Raw genomic sequence first — 20,171 nt, forward strand, 5'->3', positions numbered from 1 at the left:
TAAATGGTCTAATCCCATTTAATTACATCTGTGCTTGCCTTGATGAACTGTGCCAGCCTGAGCCCGATATCGACAGCTTGTTACCCTGGAATTTTAAAACATAGGTGTAGTTCGCTAGACGCTCACAGTTATTACAAGTGCGCAGTCAAAACCTATTAAACTCACTGTGCTTAAAAACAACCCAGCATTAGGACTTTATAAGCGGCTGGGTTTTACTATAACGGATGAGAATAATTACGAGTACTACATGCAAACGCGGGCTACTCGTAGCTAAAATTAGTCGCTTTGATCTCTGAAGTCTTTTTTTCTGAAAATAGTTAAATGCCAACCCCAATGCAAAGAGCCTAATCTTAAAAAAATAGTCGTGAAAAATGACCCTAAAATACACCAAATGTAATCTACATTAAGGCTAAATAAAGCGGCATAAACTGCACCACCCGCTAAACACGCAGAGGCGTAAGGTTCGCTGCGCATAACAGTTGGCACCTCACGGCAAATTACGTCGCGTATTAAACCACCAAATATACCTGTAGTAATGCCCATGGTAATTGCGACCACCATGCCAGAGCCATTAATGAGTGCTTTTTCTATCCCCATAATATTAAATAACGCCATACCAACAGCGTCTACTAATAAAAAGTAGTAATTATTAACGCGCGGTAAATATCGAATAAATGCAATTGTTGCTATAACGGCCCCATAGGTCGAATATAAATACTCTGGGGTAGCAATCCAAAATACCGGTTTGTTTAAAAGTATATCTCTGAGGGTACCGCCCCCTAATGCTGTAACGGTTGCCACCACTACTACGCCAAAGCCACTAATGTTTTTTTCATACCCAAGCAATGCCCCTGCAACAGCAAAAAATGCGACACCGAGTAATCCTAGTGCCATAAAGTATTCAGCAGTCATGGTAATTCCTTTTTAAAATTTATAAGGAGTAGTTTCAACTTACGTGCCAAAAAACATCCCTTAAAAGTTGAATTAACTTTAAAAATTACATTTAAAAACAACGCTGTAATTCACACTGAATGCAGTTTGAGGTTAGGTTTTATGAAAGGTAATATTTGAGAAGGTAATTATTTTAAAAGTAGGTATTTTTTACACGTTGTTTATAAGTAGGCTCATAAATTAAGCTAGCGCTATTTATCCACTCAAAATAAGCAAGATAGCCTACAAAAATTGACTCAAAGATTAATAGGCTAATACCTATCCAACTTGCAGAGTTACATAAAAAAATAACGCTGACACCTACCCTAATTTTTCATTGTTGATTGGTATTATACGGCCATTAAAAAACATGTCCCCTTGGTCAGGTTTAACCACACCATAAAGCATTTTCATTAATGTGCTTTTACCAGCCCTATTTCCCCCTTTAGATTTAAATAGTAAAAGCATTCGCTTCACCGTGCCTTATTTTTAAAGCGACTCCGTTATTACCTATACCTCGATAATTTAACCCAACCGCCATTAACTGACCAAGCGGTCAACAATGGCATAGTAACTGCAATAAGCTAATTAAAGATTAAAAAGTATTTTTGTTACCCGTGCGCAAACAACAAGAAAAAACATACGCCAAGCCTTTATGTATCAGGGCTTTATAAAAATTAAGGGGGTCTGTGTGATTCAATTTTTATTAAATAACACGCCAATTGAAGTACAAGAATGCTCGCCAAGTCTCACCATTTTGGACTGGCTTCGCACCAAAAAAGGGAAAGTGGGCACCAAAGAAGGGTGTGCAACTGGCGACTGTGGCGCGTGCACAATTTTAGTGGGTGAAGAGCGTATAAATGCAAACGGGCAAGCTAGTTGGCAATACAAAACAATGAACAGCTGTTTATTGTTATTAGGTAATGCGCATGCAAAACATATAGTAACGGTAGAGGCTGTGACTACTGGTTTATACCCAAACTTAACCGATTTACACCCCGTGCAACGTGCACTGGTGGAGTGTCATGGTTCGCAATGTGGTTTTTGTACGCCCGGTATAATAATGAGTTTGTTGGCTCTTTATATTAATGAGCCAACGTACCCTGGTAAAAAAGCGGTTATTTATGCACTTGGCGGTAACTTATGTCGTTGTACAGGTTATAGCCCTATATTACTTGCAGCCGAAAAAGCCTATAGCTATGAGCGTAAAGCTGAACCGTACTCAGCAATGGCCGCTCAATTTAAAGCATCACTTAATACGCAATATGATGGCGATATTCCATTTTTAAAAAATGGCCCTCGCAAATTTTACTTACCACAAACTGCCCAACAACTTGTTGAGCTAAAAACGCTTTATCCTTATGCACATTTAGTTGCTGGTGGTACCGACTTTGCCATTGAGCTTAGCCAAAACATGCTTTTACCAGATGTAATTATCTCCCTTAGCCAAGTAAAGGAGCTTTGTACCTTGGCAGATCATAACGGTGAGTTACACATAGGTGCAGCGCTACCTTATAGCCAATTTGTTGAGGCATTTTATAACCATTACCCAGAGTCAAAAGAGCTATTTGAACGCTTAGGATCAAGCCAAGTACGTAACAGCGGCACACTTGGTGGCAGCATAGGGAATGCCTCTCCTATTGGCGATCCAGCTCCCCTTTTAATCGCTCTTAATGCATCAATGGATTTATTAAGCAGCGCTGGTACGCGCACTATAAAAGTTGCCGACTACTTTATTGATTACAAAAAAACAGTTCTTAAAAGCGATGAAGTAATTAGCAAGTTCACCATCCCAAAGCGCCCAGAGTCACTAAAACTGGCGTGTCATAAAATATCAAAACGCTTTGAAGACGATATATCTACCGTTTGTTTGGTACTTGCTATAGAGCATTCACAAAACATGATTACTCAAGCCCGCTGCGCTATGGGCGGTATGGCAGCTATTCCTAAGCGCGCGCAGCATATTGAGCAAAAGCTGATATCTCAATCGTTACAAGTAAGTAGCTTTATAGACGCAGCAACGGCTATTAACGATGACTTTACGCCCATGAGCGATGTAAGAAGCAGTGCGCATTACCGCACCACGGTAAGCAAAAACTTATTACAACGCATTGGTATTGAGTTTTGTGAGCCGCAAGCAAGCAACAATAACAACATTGCCATTACGAGGATCTCACATGCGTCACTTTGAAATGGATAAACTAAAGGCGCAAGGTGGTAGCGTTGGACAGTCTAAATATCACGAAAGCGCTATTAAACAAGTTTGTGGCAGTGCAAATTTTGCCGACGATAACCCGGAGCCATACGGCTGCCTCCATGCCTACCCAGTGCTCGCACCTGTTACAAGCGGCTTTATTAAATCAATAGATACAAGTCACGCACTGGCAGTTGAAGGCGTTAAACGTATTTTATCGGCCGAAGATGTACCGGGTAAATTAGATATTGGTCCAGTATTTCCTGGTGATGTATTACTCACTAGTCATGAAATTCAATACCACGGGCAACCTGTATTAATTGTCGTTGCCGACAGCTACGCCATAGCGCGTCGCGCTGCACGTTTAGTGGTTATAGAGTGCGAGCAAACTACACCCATACTCGATATTAAAGAAGCCATTAGCAAAGAGCATTGGGTAAGGCCGCCCCATTCACTTAACCGTGGTAACAGCGAACACGCCATTAATAATGCAGCCCACCAGCTTAAAGGCGAAATAAACATAGGCGGGCAAGAACACTTTTATTTAGAAGGCCAAATAGCGCTGGCGCAACCTGATAACGACGGGGGCATTCATGTTCAATGCTCTACGCAACACCCTACTGAGGTTCAACACTTAGTTGCCAAAATATTAAAAAAGCCATTTAGCTTTGTAAACGTAGAAACCCGCCGTATGGGCGGTGCTTTTGGTGGCAAAGAAACCCAAGGCGTACCATGGGCATGCCTTGCAACCCTTGCGGTTTACCACCTTGGCTGCGCAGTAAAAATGCGCCTAGCCCGCAGCGACGATTTTAAATTAACCGGTAAACGCCACCCTTTTTATAATCAATACCATGTTGGCTTTGACGAAAATGGTTTAATAGAAGGTGCCGACATTACCGTAAACGGATTTTGTGGCTACTCCCCTGATTTATCAGATGCAATTGTAGACCGTGCCATGTTTCATGCCGATAACGCCTACTACTACCCAGCCGCCACAATTAAAGGTAATCGCTGTAAAGTGAATACCGTAAGCCATACCGCATTTAGAGGGTTTGGTGGCCCGCAAGGAATGATTATGGGCGAGCTAATAATGGACGATATAGCAGCCAAATTAGGTAAAGATCCACTTGAGATCAGAAAACTCAATTTATATAAAAAAGGTCGCGACACCACGCCGTATCATCAAACCGTAGAGCAACATATTTTAAAAGATATGATAAACCAGCTTGAGGAGTCGGGTGACTACTGGGCACGTAAAGAGGCTATTAAAGCATTTAACGCATCGTCACCTATTATCAAAAAAGGCCTTGCAATGACGCCGGTTAAATACGGTATCTCGTTTACGGTACAACATTTAAATCAAGCTGGTGCACTCGTACATGTTTATAGTGATGGCTCTATACATTTAAACCACGGCGGCACCGAAATGGGCCAAGGGCTGAACACCAAAATTGCGCAAATTGTAGCCCATGGCTTTGGGGTCGATTTTAACGCGGTAAGTATTAGTGCTACGCGTACTGACAAAGTGCCAAACACCTCGCCAACAGCGGCTTCAAGCGGTACCGACTTAAACGGTATGGCGGCGCTAAATGCAGTAAACACAATAAAAGAGCGCTTAATTGATTTTATTACCGAGCACTTTGAAGTAAACAGCCAAAGTATTACATTTAAAGATAACCTCATTACTTTTAGTAAAGGGGAAATTAGCTTTAGCGAACTTGCAAATCTTGCTTACATGAATCGTATATCGCTTTCATCAACGGGTTATTACGCCACACCAAAAATTCATTACGACAGAGCCAAAGGCGAAGGCCGCCCATTTTTTTACTACGCTCACGGCGTAGCACTGAGTGAAGTAGAAGTAGATACGCTTACGGGCGAAAACACGGTAACCCGCGTTGATATACTGCACGATGTAGGCAGTTCAATTAATCCAGCACTTGATATAGGGCAAATTGAAGGCGCCTTTGTGCAAGGTATGGGCTGGCTAACAACCGAAGACTTACAATGGAATGATAAAGGCCAGCTTGCAAGCTTTGGCCCAGCCAACTACAAAATACCAGCCATTGGCGATACCCCGGCCGAATTTAACGTCAATCTTTATAACTCAGCAAATCCAGAAACCACCGTGTTTAGATCAAAAGCCGTAGGCGAGCCGCCATTTATGCTGGCCTTTAGTGTATGGAGCGCTATTCGTAATGCCATAAGTAGTGTGGCTGATTACAAATACACCGCCCCATTGGATACACCCGCAACCCCAGAGCGAGTATTGAGTGCAATTGAGCAAACCGCTAGTTGGTTTAAGGAGCATCAACATGACTAATTTAAATGAGTCGTTTCAGGGTTTTCATACTCAAAACTGGGCGCAGGCTATAAACGAGCACGAACAAAGCGGCACTAATTATGTAATTGCCACGGTACTTGGCACAAATGGCTCAACCCCTCGCGGCACAGGCTCTAAAATGGTAATAAGCGGCGAGCATATTTACGACACTCTTGGCGGTGGCCACCTTGAATACGTAGTAATAGAAAAAGCCCGCGAACTACTTGCCAAAGGCGAAGCCGCCCAAGTAATTGAGCAATTTAACCTAGGTGCAAATTTAGGCCAGTGCTGCGGCGGAGCTGCCACCGTTATGCTTGAATGCATGCAATGCGAGCGCTTTACCCTCGACATTTATGGCGCAGGCCATGTAGCACAAGCGCTTATTGGTATATTGGCACAGCTGCCTATGCGCATACGCTGGATAGATAGCCGCGCAGATGTATTCCCACAGGCTATTCCAAATAACGTAGTAAAAGTGGTTGATGAAGAGCCAATAGAACAAGTAAAACGTGCGCCTAAAGCTAATAACTACTTAATACTTACCCATAACCACCAGCTCGACTTTGCACTCACCCAAGCCATTATTAAACGCGCTGATGCCAATTGGCTGGGCGTTATTGGCTCTGACACTAAAGCAAAACGTTTTAAACAACGCCTAGCACATCGCGATTTTACAGCCGCTCAAATACAACAAATGACCTGCCCTGTTGGGCTTAAAAATATTACGGGCAAATTACCAATGGAAGTGGCTATTTCGATTAGTGGACAGCTAATTGCCCTTTATCAGGCTATGCAAACCCAAGCGCCAAAACGCCAAGGCTTGCAGTGGCGCACACTAAAAAATGCCTTAATTAGCACCACGCAGGAGGAAGTAGGCGCATGAGTAGCTTACAAATAAATACGCTAAATGATGCACAAGCAAAACAAGCACTTGAGCATTGCTGCGCGGCCCCTAACTGGGTAGCGGGCATGATAAAAGCAATGCCATTTAAAAGTGCTCAGCAGCTGTTTGAATGCGCAAAAAGCATATGGGATAGCCTTGGCGAGAGCGACTATTTAGCTGCCTTTGAAGGCCACCCGCAAATAGGTGACTTATCAACCCTTAGCAAAAAATACGCTGCTACCGCACAAAAAGCGGGGCATGAGCAATCGGGTATGAGCAAAGCAAACGAAGCCGTACTTACCAAAATGATCGTTCTTAATAAAGAGTACCTGAGCAAGTTTGGCTTTATTTTTATTGTGTGCGCCACCGGTAAAACGGCCGAACAAATGCTTGAACTCATAGAGCAGCGCATACACAACACCCGCAGCACAGAACTTAATATAGCCGCGGGCGAACAAGCCAAAATAACAAAAATAAGATTGGAGTCACTGCTATGAACAAAAGCCCTATAACCACCCATATACTCGATACCAGCACCGGAAAACCAGCAGCAAACGTTGCTGTTAAGCTATTTAAACTTACAAATAACGAATGGGTACAACTAACCCAAGGCACAACCGATAGCGATGGGCGAATTACCGACTGGCTAAATACAGAAGTAGAATTTGCAACCTATAAACTGGTATTTGATTTAGATAGTTATTACCAAAACCAACCTACCCCTGCGTTTTACCCAGAGGCGCAAATAACGTTTAGATTACAAGATACTAAACATCATCATATCCCATTGTTGCTTAGCCCGTTTGGCTACTCTACATACAGAGGTAGCTAACTATGAGCACACAAAACAATAATGACTTAACAGTAGTTTGTGCCGATATACTCGACTTTGTTGACGACCCTGCCATTTCTGGCGAGAACGCCTATCGTTTTTTTGAAAAGGGCGCATTAGTTATCAAGCACGGCAAAGTAGTTAAACTTGGCTATGAGCAAGACATATTACCTACAATTGATAAATCAGCGCATATTATCCGCCACGATGGCAAACTCGTTATGCCAGGCATGATAGACACCCACATACACTTACCACAAACCGAAATGGTGGGTGCGTACGGCGAGCAGCTTTTAAGTTGGCTCACCGAATACGCGTTTCCGACAGAGAAAAAGTTCACGTGTAAGCATTATTCAAAAGAGATATCTAATCGCTTTTTAGACGAGCTACTGCGCAACGGCACAACCACTGCCCTTGTATTTGGCACTGTGCATCCGCAATCGGTTGATGCGTTTTTTAAAGAATCACAAAAACGCAATTTACGCATGATTGCCGGTAAAGTAATGATGGATCGTAACTGCCCTGACGACTTATCTGATTGCGCGCAAACAAGCTATGACGAATCTAAAGCCCTCATCGAAAAATGGCACAATGTTGATAGGTTAAGCTACGCAGTTACACCACGCTTTGCTCCTACATCAACCCCTGAGCAACTTCAAAAATGTACTCAGTTGCTTGAAGAATACCCAGACACCTACCTGCATACACACTTATCTGAAAACAAAGACGAGTGCGAATGGGTAAAAGGGCTATTTCCAGAGTTTGATGATTACTTAGGCGTGTACGAGCAAGCAAAAATGGTACGTAAACGCTCAGTATTTGCCCATAGTATTCATTTATCTGAGCGCGAGCTATGCTGCCTTGCAGATAACAATGCGGCAATATCGCACTGCCCTACCTCAAACCTATTTTTAGGATCAGGACTTTTAAATTTAAAAGCCTGTGAAGAGCACGGTATAAACGTAGGCATGGGTACCGATGTAGGCGCAGGAACAAGCTTTTCTATGTTACAAACAGGTAACGAAGCTTATAAAATTCAGCAATTACAAGGTCAAAAGTTTTCAGCATTTAAAGGGCTGTATTTAGCAACACTCGGCGGTGCTAGAGCGCTCGATTTAGAAGGAACAATTGGTAATTTTGAAGCCGGTTGTGAAGCCGATTTTATTGTAATGGATTGTTCAGCAACCCCATTTTTAAAATTTAGGATACAGCATGCCAAAACCCTGCATGAAAAATTATTTGCAATGATGATGTTAGGCGACGACCGCTGCGTTGAGCAGACCTACATTATGGGTAAAAGTGTGTATAAGCGCGATGATAACAATCAATTTTCAGACACCCGCTCACCGGTATTAGAAGAGGCTTAACCGTTATGGAAAACTATTTATTTGAGCTTGCTCATTTAGTACTGCGTTATTTTCATGTTATTGCTGGTATAGCATGGATTGGCGCTTCATTTTATTTTGCATGGCTTGATAACAACCTACAAACACCACCGCAATGGAAAATAGATAAAGGCATAAAAGGCGATTTATGGGCCGTGCATGGTGGTGGCTTTTACGAAGTGGCTAAGTATCAAAATGGCCCTGAACAAATGCCTCACACCCTGCATTGGTTTAAGTGGGAAGCCTACACAACGTGGATCACCGGTATATTACTATTTAGCTTACTTTATTATGTTGGCGCCGATGTGTATTTAATTGATAACAGCAAAAGTGAGCTAAGTAAATTTGCCGCTATTGGCGCATCACTTGGTTTTATTGGCTTAGGCTATGGTGTTTATCGTTTATTGTGTAAAACCCCACTGGTCGAAAACGGCAAAGTGTTTATTGCTGTAGTTATTGGTTTATTAGCTCTGTGGACTTTTGGGGTTGATCAATTATTTAGCGACCGCGCTGTGTATATTCATGTAGGTGCACTTATTGGCACGTGTATGGTGGGTAATGTGTATCACATTATTATGCCAGGCCAACGCTACATGGTAAGTGAAGTAGAAGCTGGTAGAATCCCTGATTCAGCGCCAGGTTTAAAGGCAAAGCTGTGTTCTATTCATAATAACTACGCCACATTACCTGTAGTATTTATAATGCTTAGCAATCACTTTCCTTACACATATAGCCACAACTTTGGCTGGCTTATTTTAATTGCGCTGTTTGGTATTGGTATGTGGATACGCCATTACTTTAACTTAAAGCACCAAGGCATTAATAAACCCTCAGTACTTGTAAGCGGTATCGCCGCCTTTTTTGCCCTTATGCTAGCAATAGCACCTTGGCCCAGTACACCAACAAATGCAGGCGAAAGCGCGCCTTTACAAGCAAGTATTACCGACGCACAAGCGTGGGATATAATTAGCAAACACTGTACTGGGTGTCACAGCGAAACACCCACCTCTGAGCTTTTTCAAACAGCGCCGCTAGGCTTTAAGCTCGACTCTATTAGTGATGTAAAAAAATCCAGCACGCTTATTCATACTCGCGCGGTTATAACCAAAGATATGCCACTGGCCAATATGACCAAAATGACAGACACAGAGCGCGAAACGCTAGGCGCTTGGCTCTCAGCACTTAAAAAGGAGCAATAAAATGAGTGAGCATTTTAAAAACTACCCGCGCGATTTAATTGGTTATGGTCCAGATGTACCCCATGCAAACTGGCCTAATAAAGCCCGCATTGCCGTGCAAGTAGTATTAAATTACGAAGAAGGCGGCGAAAACTGCGTGCTGCATGGTGATGCAGCCGCTGAAACGTTTTTATCAGAAATAGTCAGTGCCCCGCATGTTGAAGACCGCCATATAAGCATGGAGTCTATTTACGAATATGGCTCACGCGCTGGCGTGTGGAGGCTACTGCGTTTATTTAAAAAATACGATATACCGGTCACCATTTTTGCAGTGGCGATGGCCCTTGAGCGCCACCCCGATGTAGCTAAAGCCTTTGTTGAAGCGGGCCACGAAATTGCAAGCCATGGCCTGCGCTGGATTAATTATCAAAATATAGATAAGCAAACCGAACGCGAGCATATGCAACAAGCCATTGATGTCATTAAAAAGCTCACAGGTAAAAAGCCCAAAGGGTGGTACACAGGGCGCACAAGCCCTAACACAGCAGCCCTTGTAGTTGAAAATGGTAATTTTTTATATCATGCCGACGATTACAGCGACGACCTACCTTTTTACAGTATTAAAGAAGGTAAACCACAGTTAATAGTGCCCTACACGCTTGATGTAAACGACATGCGCTTTGCCGCTGTTCAAGGTTTTAACGCAGGCGATCAGTTTTATAATTACTTAAAAGATGCATTCGATACACTATACGAGGAAGGCGCTCCAGAAGGTGAAAACGCCCCAAAAATGATGTCGATAGGTTTGCATTGTCGCTTAATTGGCAGACCAGGAAGAATAAAAGCATTAGCACGGTTTTTAGAATATGCTCGCTCGCATGATCAGGTTTGGTTTGCCACACGTGAGCAAATAGCCGAGCACTGGCTTAAAACCCATCCATATAAAAAAGCATAGTTTATATTTTTTAAAACATAAAAAAGCCCAGCAATGCTGGGCTTAAAGTCACTTTAGGAGTAGTTAGTTAAATGAAACCGTAATGATGTTAGAACATACATTTTCAGTTACACATAATTGGTAATCGTACGATGGTAATGTAGCACCACGTACGTAGTCGCGGTAACGACCTCGGTCAGCAGTAGTATCTACAAGCTCACCATTACGGTAAACACTTAGTGATTCAGCGCCAACACTTTCCCAACTAAGCTCTACACGCATAGTATCAAGGCGAGACTTATTAGCACGTTTTAAGGTAATTTCTAGCTCTACATCACTTACAACAACCGTTTGAGTTGATGTACTTGTATTGCCTTCACTGTCAGTAACAGTTAATTCTACATCGTAACTACCCGATTGCGCATATGCATGCACAGGGCTTGAATCTGTTGATGTAGCGCCATCGCCAAAACTCCAGCTCCACTGTGTAATGTCGTTATTAGCATCATTGCTTGTATCTACAAACGAAGCTGTTAAACCTTGTGTATCAACAGTAAAGCCAGCACGTGGTGGTTGTGCACTTACTTCGCCTATAGCGCTAAGTGTAAGTGACCAACCATTAATATTGCCGGTGTCTGCACCCGCTGTATCTACAGCATTTAATGTCCAATCACCTGTTGCTACTTCACTATTAAATACGCTTGATGTAAATGTTTTAACAATATCATCTTCGCTGCCACCTTCATTACTCTGTAGAGTTACTTCAGAGCCTTGTGGTGAAATTAGCGTAAGGACTATATCGCCAGACCAAGTATGCGTAATATTTACATCAACAGAAGTACCAAAAACAGTTAAATCATCTGAAATTGTAATTACCGAATTAGCACCTTGTGGGTCATTATCAGGAATCGCCACATTTTCTTCGCTAGAATAGGTGTAGTCATTTAAACCAGCAGGTTGAAGCATTAAGCTTACTGTTTTTTCTTTAACAATATCACCTGATGTTGCTGTAACAGTAAACTCATAATCACCCCATTGCGTATTTTCATTGGTCTCAACACTAAGCTGTACTGTATCGCCAGGGCTTGCAGTTAGCTCTGATAAATATGCACCAGTTAGGCTAGATTCTAGTTCAAGCGTTACTTCACCATCCCACTGAGCAATAGAACCAATTTCAAACGTATAAGTTGCAGACTCACCAACTGTTATTTGCTGTGACGATGGCGTCACCGACATTTTAAAGCTTGGCGTTGGATCGGCATCTAATAGCGCCTGATTTGCGTTGAGGCGCGTACCCGCAAGCGTTTTACCTTGAAGTGCAGTATTAGCGTCACCGCTACTCATTAGTAACGCTTTAAGCTCTGATGTTGTTAAATCAGGGTTTACTGACAACACAAGAGCAGCAACACCAGCAACATGAGGTGTTGCCATTGAAGTACCTGAGTAATTTGCATAGCCATTACCCGGAACCGTTGACACAATACCAGAGCCAGGTGCTCCCATATCAACACTTGTCGCGCCCCATTGTGAAAAATCTGATAAGTTATCGTTACTATCAGTGCTGGCAATTGATAATACACTCTCATGTTCGTAACTTGATGGATAATGAGGGTTGGCATCATTATCAACTTCGTCATTCCCAGCTGCAGCAACAAATAAGATGTCAGCTTGCTCACTAACAGTAATAGCATCGGCTAGCGCTTGGCTATAGCCGCCACCGCCCCAGCTATTATTTAAAACTCGTAAGTTTACACCTGAGTTTTTAAGATTAACCATGTAATCAATACACTTAATTGCATCTGATGTTGAACCGCTGCCTGCGGCATCTAAAAACTTACAACCAACAATAGAAACTTCATGGTTTACACCTACAACACCTGTAGAGTTATTACCGCTTGCACCAATAGTGCCTGATACGTGTGTACCGTGACCTTGGTCATCCATTGGGTCACCAGCATCCGTAATTGCATTAATACCGTGAATATCGTCAATGTAACCATTGCCGTCATTATCAATACCATCACCTGCAATTTCGCCAGTGTTAACCCACGCATTGTCAGCTAAATCAGAGTGGCTGTAGTCAACACCAGTATCAATAACACCAACTACAACATCGCGGCTACCTATAGAGATCTCCCATGCTTCAGGCGCATCAATATCTGCATCGGCAATGCCACCTGTTTGCCCTAGATTATTTAGTCCCCAAAGTTCGTCAAAACGCGGATCGTTAGGTGTATTAGCAGCTATGCTAACGCGGTAATCTGGCTCAACATATTCAATAGCTTGGTGAGACTTTAAGCGTTCAATAGCTTCTTTAGTACTCATGCCAGACACTTTAAATTTAGCAAGGCGGCCTGAGAATAATGATGTGAAGTTATCATCAACTTCATCATTATTTAAATCTGTAATTTTTGCTTTAACCAAGCTTCGTGCTTGTTTACGCATCTGAGGTGTTGCATTTTTTTTATACTTAACAATAACAGAGTCACTGCTTGCAGCTGCTTGTGGAAGAGCTCCTGCATCAGGTAATTTAGCCGAAGCCAAACAAGGTAGTAAAGCAAGCGTAATAATAGATAATTTTGTTTTCATTGTTCTATCCATAGTTGGGTTAGCTTAGAAGCACTAAGCGGGTTTGTTCACTATTTCAAGTACAAGGGATCACGTGGCAAGTTATAAGCAAACTAGTAAATACGATATTTGACAAGTTAAAAAGTTAAAAAGAATTAAAAATCATAAATTTTGACCAGTTTGGCTATAAAAAAAACACTAAACACAGTCATTTTAATGAACTGCCCCATTACAACCTTACCCATTATAGGGTCAAACTTTTTTACTGCTTTTGCTTACTATTACATTAAAACCCACCAGTTACACACATAAACCAATGATAATAAAAGGTTAATTATTTGGTAAAAAATGATGATTTAAGAAAATGAAATAGGGGAATACAGTTAATGGGTGATTATGAATTTGAGCTTAAACTTTGTTAGTTCAATATTTATGACAAATTAAAACTTAATTATTTATAGTCACATATTACGCTTCACCTACTTCTAAAGTTACGCAAGCGGATCACGAAAAATATATCGGCACGGCATGCTGACACAGCAAATACCTTATAAAACCTATAAAATTTAAGGTGTTTGGTTTTAATATTTCAAGGAGAAAATAATGAAGTTGAACAAATCACTTTTAAGCTGCGCAGTTGCAATTGCAATGGGTACTAGCTTTGCTTCTTATGCAGATACTAACAACAAATCAGCATCAAGCTCAGAACTTGCTACCAACGTTTCTGTAGCAAGTGTTGAAAACTCAATGACTCTTATCCAAACTTTTAATGAAAATACTGCACTACTTACACAAGATGGTGATAGCAACACCATGCTTGTGACAACAACCGGTAATAATAACGAAACTGAAGTTGTGCAGAGCCAATTTGGTAATTATGCTGAAGTAATCACCACAGGTGACAACAACCTGCAAGTATACAGCCAAGATGGCGTTGCTAATGGTTTTATCTCTGAAGTGACTGGTAATAATAATATGTTATTTGTTTCACAATTTGGCCAAGGCTTTTTTGTAAATAATGAAGCGATTAATATTGTGACTGGTGATGATAATATCATTGATGTTGAACAAGGCACTGGTGGTCACTGGTTCTACAACATGGATATGCAAGGTAACGCAAATGAAATTACCTCACTGCAAACCGGTGAATGGCATGAAGCAGAAATTACGATGCTTACAGGCGACGAAAATACTCTTGATTTAGTTCAAGACGGTTATTGGAGTACCTTTAAAGTAAGTAGTTTACAAGGCAATGACAACGAGCTTGAAGTTGAACAAGTAGGTGATCGTAATGCTGTAGCATTTAGTGCAATTTCTGGTGATGCAAATGAAATTGAAATTGAGCAAGATGGCTTAACTAATGCGGTAACGTTTGCAACTGTAATTGGGGACGACAACCAAATAGATTTAGATCAAGAAGGTTCACTTAACACAATTGAATCAAACTTATTTGAAGGTTCTAATAATGAGGTTTCAGCAACACAAGTTGGCGCTGAAAACTTAATGACAGCCGATTTAATTGGTGACAACAACGAACTAACTTCAATGCAAAACGGTGATTTAAACGAAGCCTACATGGGTGTAATTGGTTCAGACAATGAATTTACATCAGCCCAAATAGGTGATTTAAACTCGATTCACTTAGCTAACTTTAACGGCTCTGGCAATGATGTTGATTTAGTACAAGCTGGCGATGAAAATGCCGTACTTGTTCAATCTTCATACCCAGATGTAACGCTTACATCTAACGATAATGACATCGATATTGCTCAAGACGGCTCTCAAAATGAAGCAATTGTTACCCTTGCTGGCATTTTAGATAGTAATAATAACCAAATTGATATTGCACAAAGTGGCACGTTAAACCTTATTGATATGATGGTTGAAGGCAATAACCACAGCATTGATATTTCACAAACAGGTGAAGGTAACTGGGTTACTGGCGTTGAACAATCAGCATTTTTAGTTGGTGGTGAAAACGTATCGTTTAGTGTTACTCAAATTGGTAACGACAATATTGTTGAAGGCTCAGTAATTGGCTTTGACAGCACTGTATCTGTTACCCAAATTGGTGATGGAAACGCAGCAACAATTACTCAAATGTAATTGTTGAGGTGGGGAGAGCGACCCTCTCCCCTTTTTAAATTATGAAAAAAAATACTAACTTTAATCGTCACCTACTCACACTTTTCCTATGTTTTTCTGGGGCAACTCATGCTGCGGATGAACTAGAAATAGATGGCTTATTACTTGATAGAAGTATTAGCCGCTTTGGTCATCAATTTTATTATGAATTTTCAAACTACTGGCGAGATCTCCCTTCAACAGCTGGTTTTAATATTGAAATAAAAGAAACCGTAATACCAAAAGCGGGTACACAACTTTCTTTAATAATGAATAACCAACTTGTTTACGCGACTTATTTAGGTCGCAGATTAGAACCCCTCGATGAACGTGTTGAGCAAGCTGTTTATACAGTAATAGATGCAATGGCTCGCTCAAACATGGCTGCATCAACACCAGATATGGCTAAAGATGGATGGTAAAATGAAAAAAATAGCCCTTATAATAATAACAATATTAAGCTTCTCAGCTTCCGCGACTGAAATAATTTACACCCCAATAAATCCAAGCTTTGGTGGTAATCCACTCAATGCAAATATGCTGCTGAGCAAAGCACAGGCTCAAAATAAGCACAAGGCTCCGGTAATCGAAAAAGGTTACGCTGAACAATTTCAAGACTCTTTAGAGCGCACTTACTTAAACCGCATGGTAAGAGAAATTACCGATATGGCTTTTGGTGAGGATATTGAAGATAGTATTTTTAATCAGGACTCAATTTTTATGAGTGGTGATTATCAAATTGAAGTTATAACCAGCACAACCGATTCTATTACAGTAAAAATAACAAACATATTAGATGACTCTGTTGTGATCATTGAAGTACCGAGGTTTGGATAATGTATAAACTACTAATAACAATAACATTACTGGGTTTGAGCGGCTGTACAAGTTTAGGTAAGCTTATTCCACCATCACAGCAAAAAGCAATTAGCCTAGAGCCCACTGAATTATTTGCAGACTTAAAAAATTTACCAAAACCTGTTGGCAGCATTCCGGTATCGGTCTACTCATTTAGAGACCAAACAGGTCAATATAAACCACAAACTAACGTTAGTTCGTTTTCGACTGCCGTTACTCAAGGTGCTAATTCAATACTCGTACAAGCACTGCATGAATCTGATTGGTTTACACCTGTTGAGCGTGAAGGTTTACAAAACATTTTAACTGAGCGAAAAATTATTCGTGCAGGCCAAACTGATAATCCTAACCAGGCTGAGTTACCTCCACTTACCACAGCTAAAATCATTTTAGAGGGCGGTATTATAAGCTATGACACCAATGTAAAAACGGGTGGGTTAGGTATGGAATACTTTGGTATAGGCGCATCTGAGCTTTACCGTGAAGATGCTATTTCAATTTATCTACGCGCTGTGGATGTTCGTACAGGCCAAGTGTTGCTTAGTGTGGCCACCAGCAAAAAAGTATTAAGCCAAGAGATGCGTGCAGGCTTTTTTAGATACGTAAGCTACAAACGTCTAGCTGAAGCTGAAGCCGGCTTTAGTGACAACGAACCTATGAGTATTTGTGTAACTCAGGCAATAGAAAAAGCACTGACAGACCTTATAACAAAAGGCATTGATAAAGGCTTATGGGCTAAAAAAGTGAGCTAATTACACAGGCCGACATAACAAATAAAAAAGGCTACTAACAGTAGCTTTTTTTATGGGAGAAATTGAGATTATATATGCTATTTATTTCCCCATTGGCAGCAAAACCGATATATAGCGCTGCGCCCAATTAGCAAGCTCCACCCTGTTGCGTGAGTTAGTTTTTTTAAACGCACTGTATAAATGTGTTTTTACAGTGTGGTCGCTAATGTTAAGTTTATCAGCGATTGTATTGTTACTCGCCCCCTGTGCAATTAAATGAATAACAGACTTTTCTCGCTTTGTTAAATGATCGTAATAGTCCTGCTTTAATTCAATGTCGTCATTTAGGTTATTAAATGATGATGCCACGGCTAAAATGTCGTTAAAAGCTTTTGAAATTACTTTACGCGTAAACCAAAGCTCGCCAGTATCAACACGAACTAACCCTTTAAAAATATCTTCTGGTGGATCAGATTTATAAAAAACACCATTAAAATGGTTAAGCAATAAGTTTTGCTCGCACACATCTTCTTTATCAACATTAAAAATGACAACGCTATAGTGTTTAGCTAAACAAATAAGGTCAGTCGGAATAAGGTCTTGCCATTTGCTTTTAGCACCATCGATTAAAAACAAATCATAATTTGTGCGCTGCTCAGCTTTAGGAATAACTTCGTCCATTTTAATATCACCAAACAAAGCTTGTAATGTTCTTAAAATAGCGGTGTAGTTGTGTGAATGAAAAGATGATTGAAACGTTGTTTTTACAAATACCGAGTTTTTATGGGGCATAAATTTCGTCCTTGAAACATTTACACTACATTACCTAAATCAAATACAACTTACAATGGGATTTTGATATTAAAGTACTGTTATTCTTTCTCATCCTAAAATAGATAAAAATCAATTAAATCAATGCAAAACCTTTATCAATTTTATTTTTAAAATTGCTTTTATAAGATAAATAACAGATCGGATTAGTGGCTTAATAACTTATAAAGCCTTAAATATGCATTAGCCTAAACTAACTTTTAGGATCAATTATTCTATACTCGCTTTTAGTTTATTTAGCGCATCAACCGAAAAACCTCGATCATAAAAATATAAAATTTCGCCGCTGTTATTTATAAGTACCACACGTGAGTTATTAGGGCTTTGGTTACCTGTAAACTTTTGTACCGCTTCACCATCTTTATAAATAGTGATTACCCCACCCCATAATTCTTTAGGGATGCCTTTGCGCATACCGCTGTCTATAAATGTGCTAAACATGCGTGGCGCCATGCCGGCAATGGTTGGTAGTTCGTATGTAGGGAGCGTTACACCCGCCATATCTAAACCAATTAACCAACGGTCTATGTCAAATTGGCTATCTTGCTTGTAGCCAATAAGCAGTAGTGTTTTATCTGCTTTAAAATCGCTGGGTATAGTCACCATGCTTTGCTCTAAACTTTCGCCGCTAATGCTTGGGAACTGCTTACCTGTTAACTGCTGGTTTGGATACTGTGTTGTACACGCACTAAGTAATAAAAATGCAAAAGCACTTAATGTTAATTTGATCATAATAAACCTAATATTTATAAATTTCATACCGATACGTTTAGTATGGCAGCTGAGATCTAAAAATGCTGATTAGTTATATAATTTTTAAATTTAGACGCCGTCATGGGCTTACCGTACTTCCAGCCTTGTCCATAATGCACACCCGCTGTTTTTAAAATAGCTTCTTGCTCAGTGGTTTCAATCCCTTCTGCCACACAGGTATAATTAAACTTATGCACAAGTTCCATAATATTTGGGATCATAGAGGCTTTTAAGCCCTCAGTTGCTATATCTTTAACAAACGTACGATCAATTTTAAGTTGATGAAAGCTCAAGTTTTGTAAGTTTCTTAAATTCGAATAACCCGTACCAAAGTCATCTAATGATAAGTTAAATCCCGATTCAACTAAGGTTCTAAAATGAGCATGCGCAATGCTTGTATCAAGGTACTCGTCTTCAGTTATCTCTAAACAAATAATAAAGCGTGAGTTGGTAAGCTCTGTAATTTGCGGCAGTAACGACACATTACCCAGCTCTACATCACACGGAAATATATTAAGCGACACTTTAAAGCCTTCTGGCAATAACTCTATAGAGGTTAACTCTTTTATTGTGGTAGCAATCATTGCCTCAGTAAAAGTCCAGGTTAAATTATTTTTTCTAATAACCGGAATAAACTCATCTGGAAATAAAGCACCGTACTTATCTTCAAAACGTGCAAGTACCTCGCAACCAATCAGCTTGCCACTTTGCAAACAAATAATGGGCTGGTAAGTCCAATAAAATGATCCCTTTTTAAGCCCTTTACGAATACGCTGATTAGTAGAGCGTCGTGCAGCAATTCTCGCATCAACTATTAACGCACTCGATATGCCCGCTAAACAGGTTAAAATTAACGAAATTATTAATAATAAGTGATTATTAGAAAAAAACAGACTCCAAGGCAAGTGCACTACTACACAATATTGACTACTTGTAGAACTGCAAACTGAGTTAGTTTCGTAAGGAAAGAAAACGCTGTTTTTTACCTGCTGGTACAGCCCCTCTTTACCTGCTAAATGATGCAAAGTATTTGGTGTTTTATAAATAACTTCCCAATCTGGCGCAGTAATTCCGATGTTGGTAAAGGGCGTGCTCTGCATAATTAAATTATAGTCCCCTTGTCTGACTATAATTACCTCCATAGGGCGCTCACTAAATAATAATAGATAAAGCTCTGGCTCAAAACGAACCCTCACCTTCTCATCATCTCGAATAAAGTCAGGCTGTTTGTCGTTAATTGGTTTACTTAATAAGCCTGCGCCAGTAGTACAAACTAGCTGGTTATCTTTAAAAAAGCCTATATCAATTACATATTTTGCGTCAAATAAAGCGCGGCGCATCTCAAGAAGAGTTGTATTATCACACTGTTTAAACGCAAGCTTATTTAATGGGGTAAGAATTCGACGCCTCTCTGCAATTGCACCTTCTACATGACCGAGAATATATTCAGCATCATACTTTGTTTGTGCTGTTAACTGCTGCGCTGCAAAATTGAGCAAGATAAAACAGCCAGTTACAAAAACTAACCCTCCGGTTAAAATGGCTATAATAGATTTTTGTTGGTACTTTTTCATAGCATCTCGAAGTTGTTAATTTATATCACTACTATATTAGATGATTGCATAAGTCGCATTAAATTCAAACAGA

At 40.4% G+C, this 20,171-nt stretch carries 19 protein-coding genes; 13 read left to right on the top strand and 6 right to left on the bottom strand.

Going from position 1 to position 20,171, the window contains the following annotated elements; translation table 11 throughout:
• Positions 1–130: 130 nt before the first annotated feature.
• A complete protein-coding gene (locus H4J63_RS20535; protein WP_310734718.1) occupies positions 131–274 on the top strand; it encodes a hypothetical protein in 144 nt (47 codons plus the stop codon).
• Positions 275–276: 2 nt separating this feature from the next.
• Here H4J63_RS20535 and H4J63_RS13925 read toward each other — a convergent pair whose 3' ends face one another.
• Both H4J63_RS13925 and H4J63_RS20540 read right to left on the bottom strand, forming a co-directional pair.
• Positions 277–912 carry a trimeric intracellular cation channel family protein gene (locus H4J63_RS13925; RefSeq protein ID WP_182197151.1) on the bottom strand — a complete coding sequence of 212 codons (636 nt, stop codon included), beginning with the start codon at positions 910–912 and terminating at the stop codon, positions 277–279.
• Positions 913–1,251: 339 nt separating this feature from the next.
• Positions 1,252–1,398: an ATP-binding cassette domain-containing protein gene (locus H4J63_RS20540; protein ID WP_024603673.1), complete on the bottom strand. Its 147-nt coding sequence runs from the start codon at positions 1,396–1,398 to the stop codon at positions 1,252–1,254.
• Between the two features lie 223 nt (positions 1,399–1,621).
• On the opposite strand from H4J63_RS20540, the gene xdhA reads away from it, so the two are divergent.
• Genes xdhA through puuE form a run of 8 tightly spaced genes read left to right on the top strand, consistent with a single transcriptional unit; the run spans position 1,622 to position 10,680 of the window.
• Complete coding sequence (gene xdhA, locus H4J63_RS13935; protein ID WP_182197152.1) at positions 1,622–3,121, top strand: xanthine dehydrogenase small subunit; 1,500 nt, start codon at positions 1,622–1,624, stop codon at positions 3,119–3,121.
• Positions 3,108–5,447, top strand: a complete 2,340-nt coding sequence (xdhB, locus tag H4J63_RS13940; RefSeq protein WP_182197154.1) for a xanthine dehydrogenase molybdopterin binding subunit — start codon at positions 3,108–3,110, stop codon at positions 5,445–5,447. The genes xdhA and xdhB overlap by 14 nt, the downstream gene beginning before the upstream one ends.
• Positions 5,440–6,330 carry a xanthine dehydrogenase accessory protein XdhC gene (gene xdhC, locus H4J63_RS13945; RefSeq protein WP_165721733.1) on the top strand — a complete coding sequence of 297 codons (891 nt, stop codon included), beginning with the start codon at positions 5,440–5,442 and terminating at the stop codon, positions 6,328–6,330. Before xdhB ends, xdhC begins: the two co-directional genes overlap by 8 nt.
• On the top strand, positions 6,327–6,827 hold the full coding sequence (gene uraD / locus H4J63_RS13950; RefSeq protein ID WP_182197156.1) for a 2-oxo-4-hydroxy-4-carboxy-5-ureidoimidazoline decarboxylase: 501 nt from the start codon (positions 6,327–6,329) through the stop codon (positions 6,825–6,827). Before xdhC ends, uraD begins: the two co-directional genes overlap by 4 nt.
• Positions 6,824–7,162: a hydroxyisourate hydrolase gene (gene uraH / locus H4J63_RS13955; protein ID WP_010553568.1), complete on the top strand. Its 339-nt coding sequence runs from the start codon at positions 6,824–6,826 to the stop codon at positions 7,160–7,162. Before uraD ends, uraH begins: the two co-directional genes overlap by 4 nt.
• A gap of 2 nt (positions 7,163–7,164) precedes the next feature.
• The gene (gene guaD, locus H4J63_RS13960) at positions 7,165–8,529 is read left to right on the top strand and encodes a guanine deaminase (RefSeq protein WP_182197158.1); all 1,365 of its coding nucleotides are present in this window, start codon (positions 7,165–7,167) and stop codon (positions 8,527–8,529) included.
• Between the two features lie 5 nt (positions 8,530–8,534).
• Positions 8,535–9,746, top strand: a complete 1,212-nt coding sequence (locus H4J63_RS13965; RefSeq protein WP_182197159.1) for a urate hydroxylase PuuD — start codon at positions 8,535–8,537, stop codon at positions 9,744–9,746.
• Between the two features lies 1 nt (position 9,747).
• Entirely contained in the window at positions 9,748–10,680 is a 933-nt protein-coding gene (puuE, locus tag H4J63_RS13970) for an allantoinase PuuE (RefSeq protein WP_182197161.1), read from the top strand.
• Between the two features lie 63 nt (positions 10,681–10,743).
• On the opposite strand, the gene H4J63_RS13975 is transcribed toward puuE, so the two are convergent.
• On the bottom strand, positions 10,744–13,248 hold the full coding sequence (locus tag H4J63_RS13975; RefSeq protein ID WP_182197163.1) for a S8 family serine peptidase: 2,505 nt from the start codon (positions 13,246–13,248) through the stop codon (positions 10,744–10,746).
• Positions 13,249–13,830: 582 nt separating this feature from the next.
• Here H4J63_RS13975 and H4J63_RS13980 point away from each other — a divergent pair.
• The 4 genes from H4J63_RS13980 to H4J63_RS13995 are packed head-to-tail and all read left to right on the top strand — an operon-like array spanning position 13,831 to position 16,961.
• Entirely contained in the window at positions 13,831–15,333 is a 1,503-nt protein-coding gene (locus H4J63_RS13980) for a curlin (RefSeq protein ID WP_024595595.1), read from the top strand.
• Positions 15,334–15,374: 41 nt separating this feature from the next.
• On the top strand, positions 15,375–15,773 hold the full coding sequence (locus tag H4J63_RS13985; protein WP_182197164.1) for a curli production assembly/transport protein CsgE: 399 nt from the start codon (positions 15,375–15,377) through the stop codon (positions 15,771–15,773).
• Entirely contained in the window at positions 15,763–16,188 is a 426-nt protein-coding gene (locus H4J63_RS13990) for a curli assembly protein CsgF (protein WP_024595597.1), read from the top strand. The genes H4J63_RS13985 and H4J63_RS13990 overlap by 11 nt, the downstream gene beginning before the upstream one ends.
• Positions 16,188–16,961 (top strand): CsgG/HfaB family protein, encoded by a 774-nt coding sequence (locus H4J63_RS13995; RefSeq protein ID WP_182197166.1) that lies wholly within the window; start codon positions 16,188–16,190, stop codon positions 16,959–16,961. Before H4J63_RS13990 ends, H4J63_RS13995 begins: the two co-directional genes overlap by 1 nt.
• Before the next feature lie 81 nt (positions 16,962–17,042).
• Here the strand turns inward: H4J63_RS13995 and H4J63_RS14000 are convergent, their stop codons facing one another.
• The 3 genes from H4J63_RS14000 to H4J63_RS14010 form a co-directional block, all read right to left on the bottom strand.
• Entirely contained in the window at positions 17,043–17,732 is a 690-nt protein-coding gene (locus H4J63_RS14000) for a LuxR C-terminal-related transcriptional regulator (protein ID WP_182197168.1), read from the bottom strand.
• A 249-nt stretch (positions 17,733–17,981) separates the two neighbouring features.
• Positions 17,982–18,503, bottom strand: coding sequence for a hypothetical protein (locus H4J63_RS14005; RefSeq protein ID WP_169044721.1), 522 nt, complete (start codon positions 18,501–18,503; stop codon positions 17,982–17,984).
• Positions 18,504–18,559: 56 nt separating this feature from the next.
• A complete protein-coding gene (locus H4J63_RS14010; RefSeq protein WP_182197169.1) occupies positions 18,560–20,098 on the bottom strand; it encodes an EAL domain-containing protein in 1,539 nt (512 codons plus the stop codon).
• Between the last annotated feature and the right edge of the window lie 73 nt (positions 20,099–20,171).

Source organism: Pseudoalteromonas sp. 5Ae-yellow (genome assembly GCF_014077565.1).
Lineage (GTDB): Bacteria > Pseudomonadota > Gammaproteobacteria > Enterobacterales > Alteromonadaceae > Pseudoalteromonas.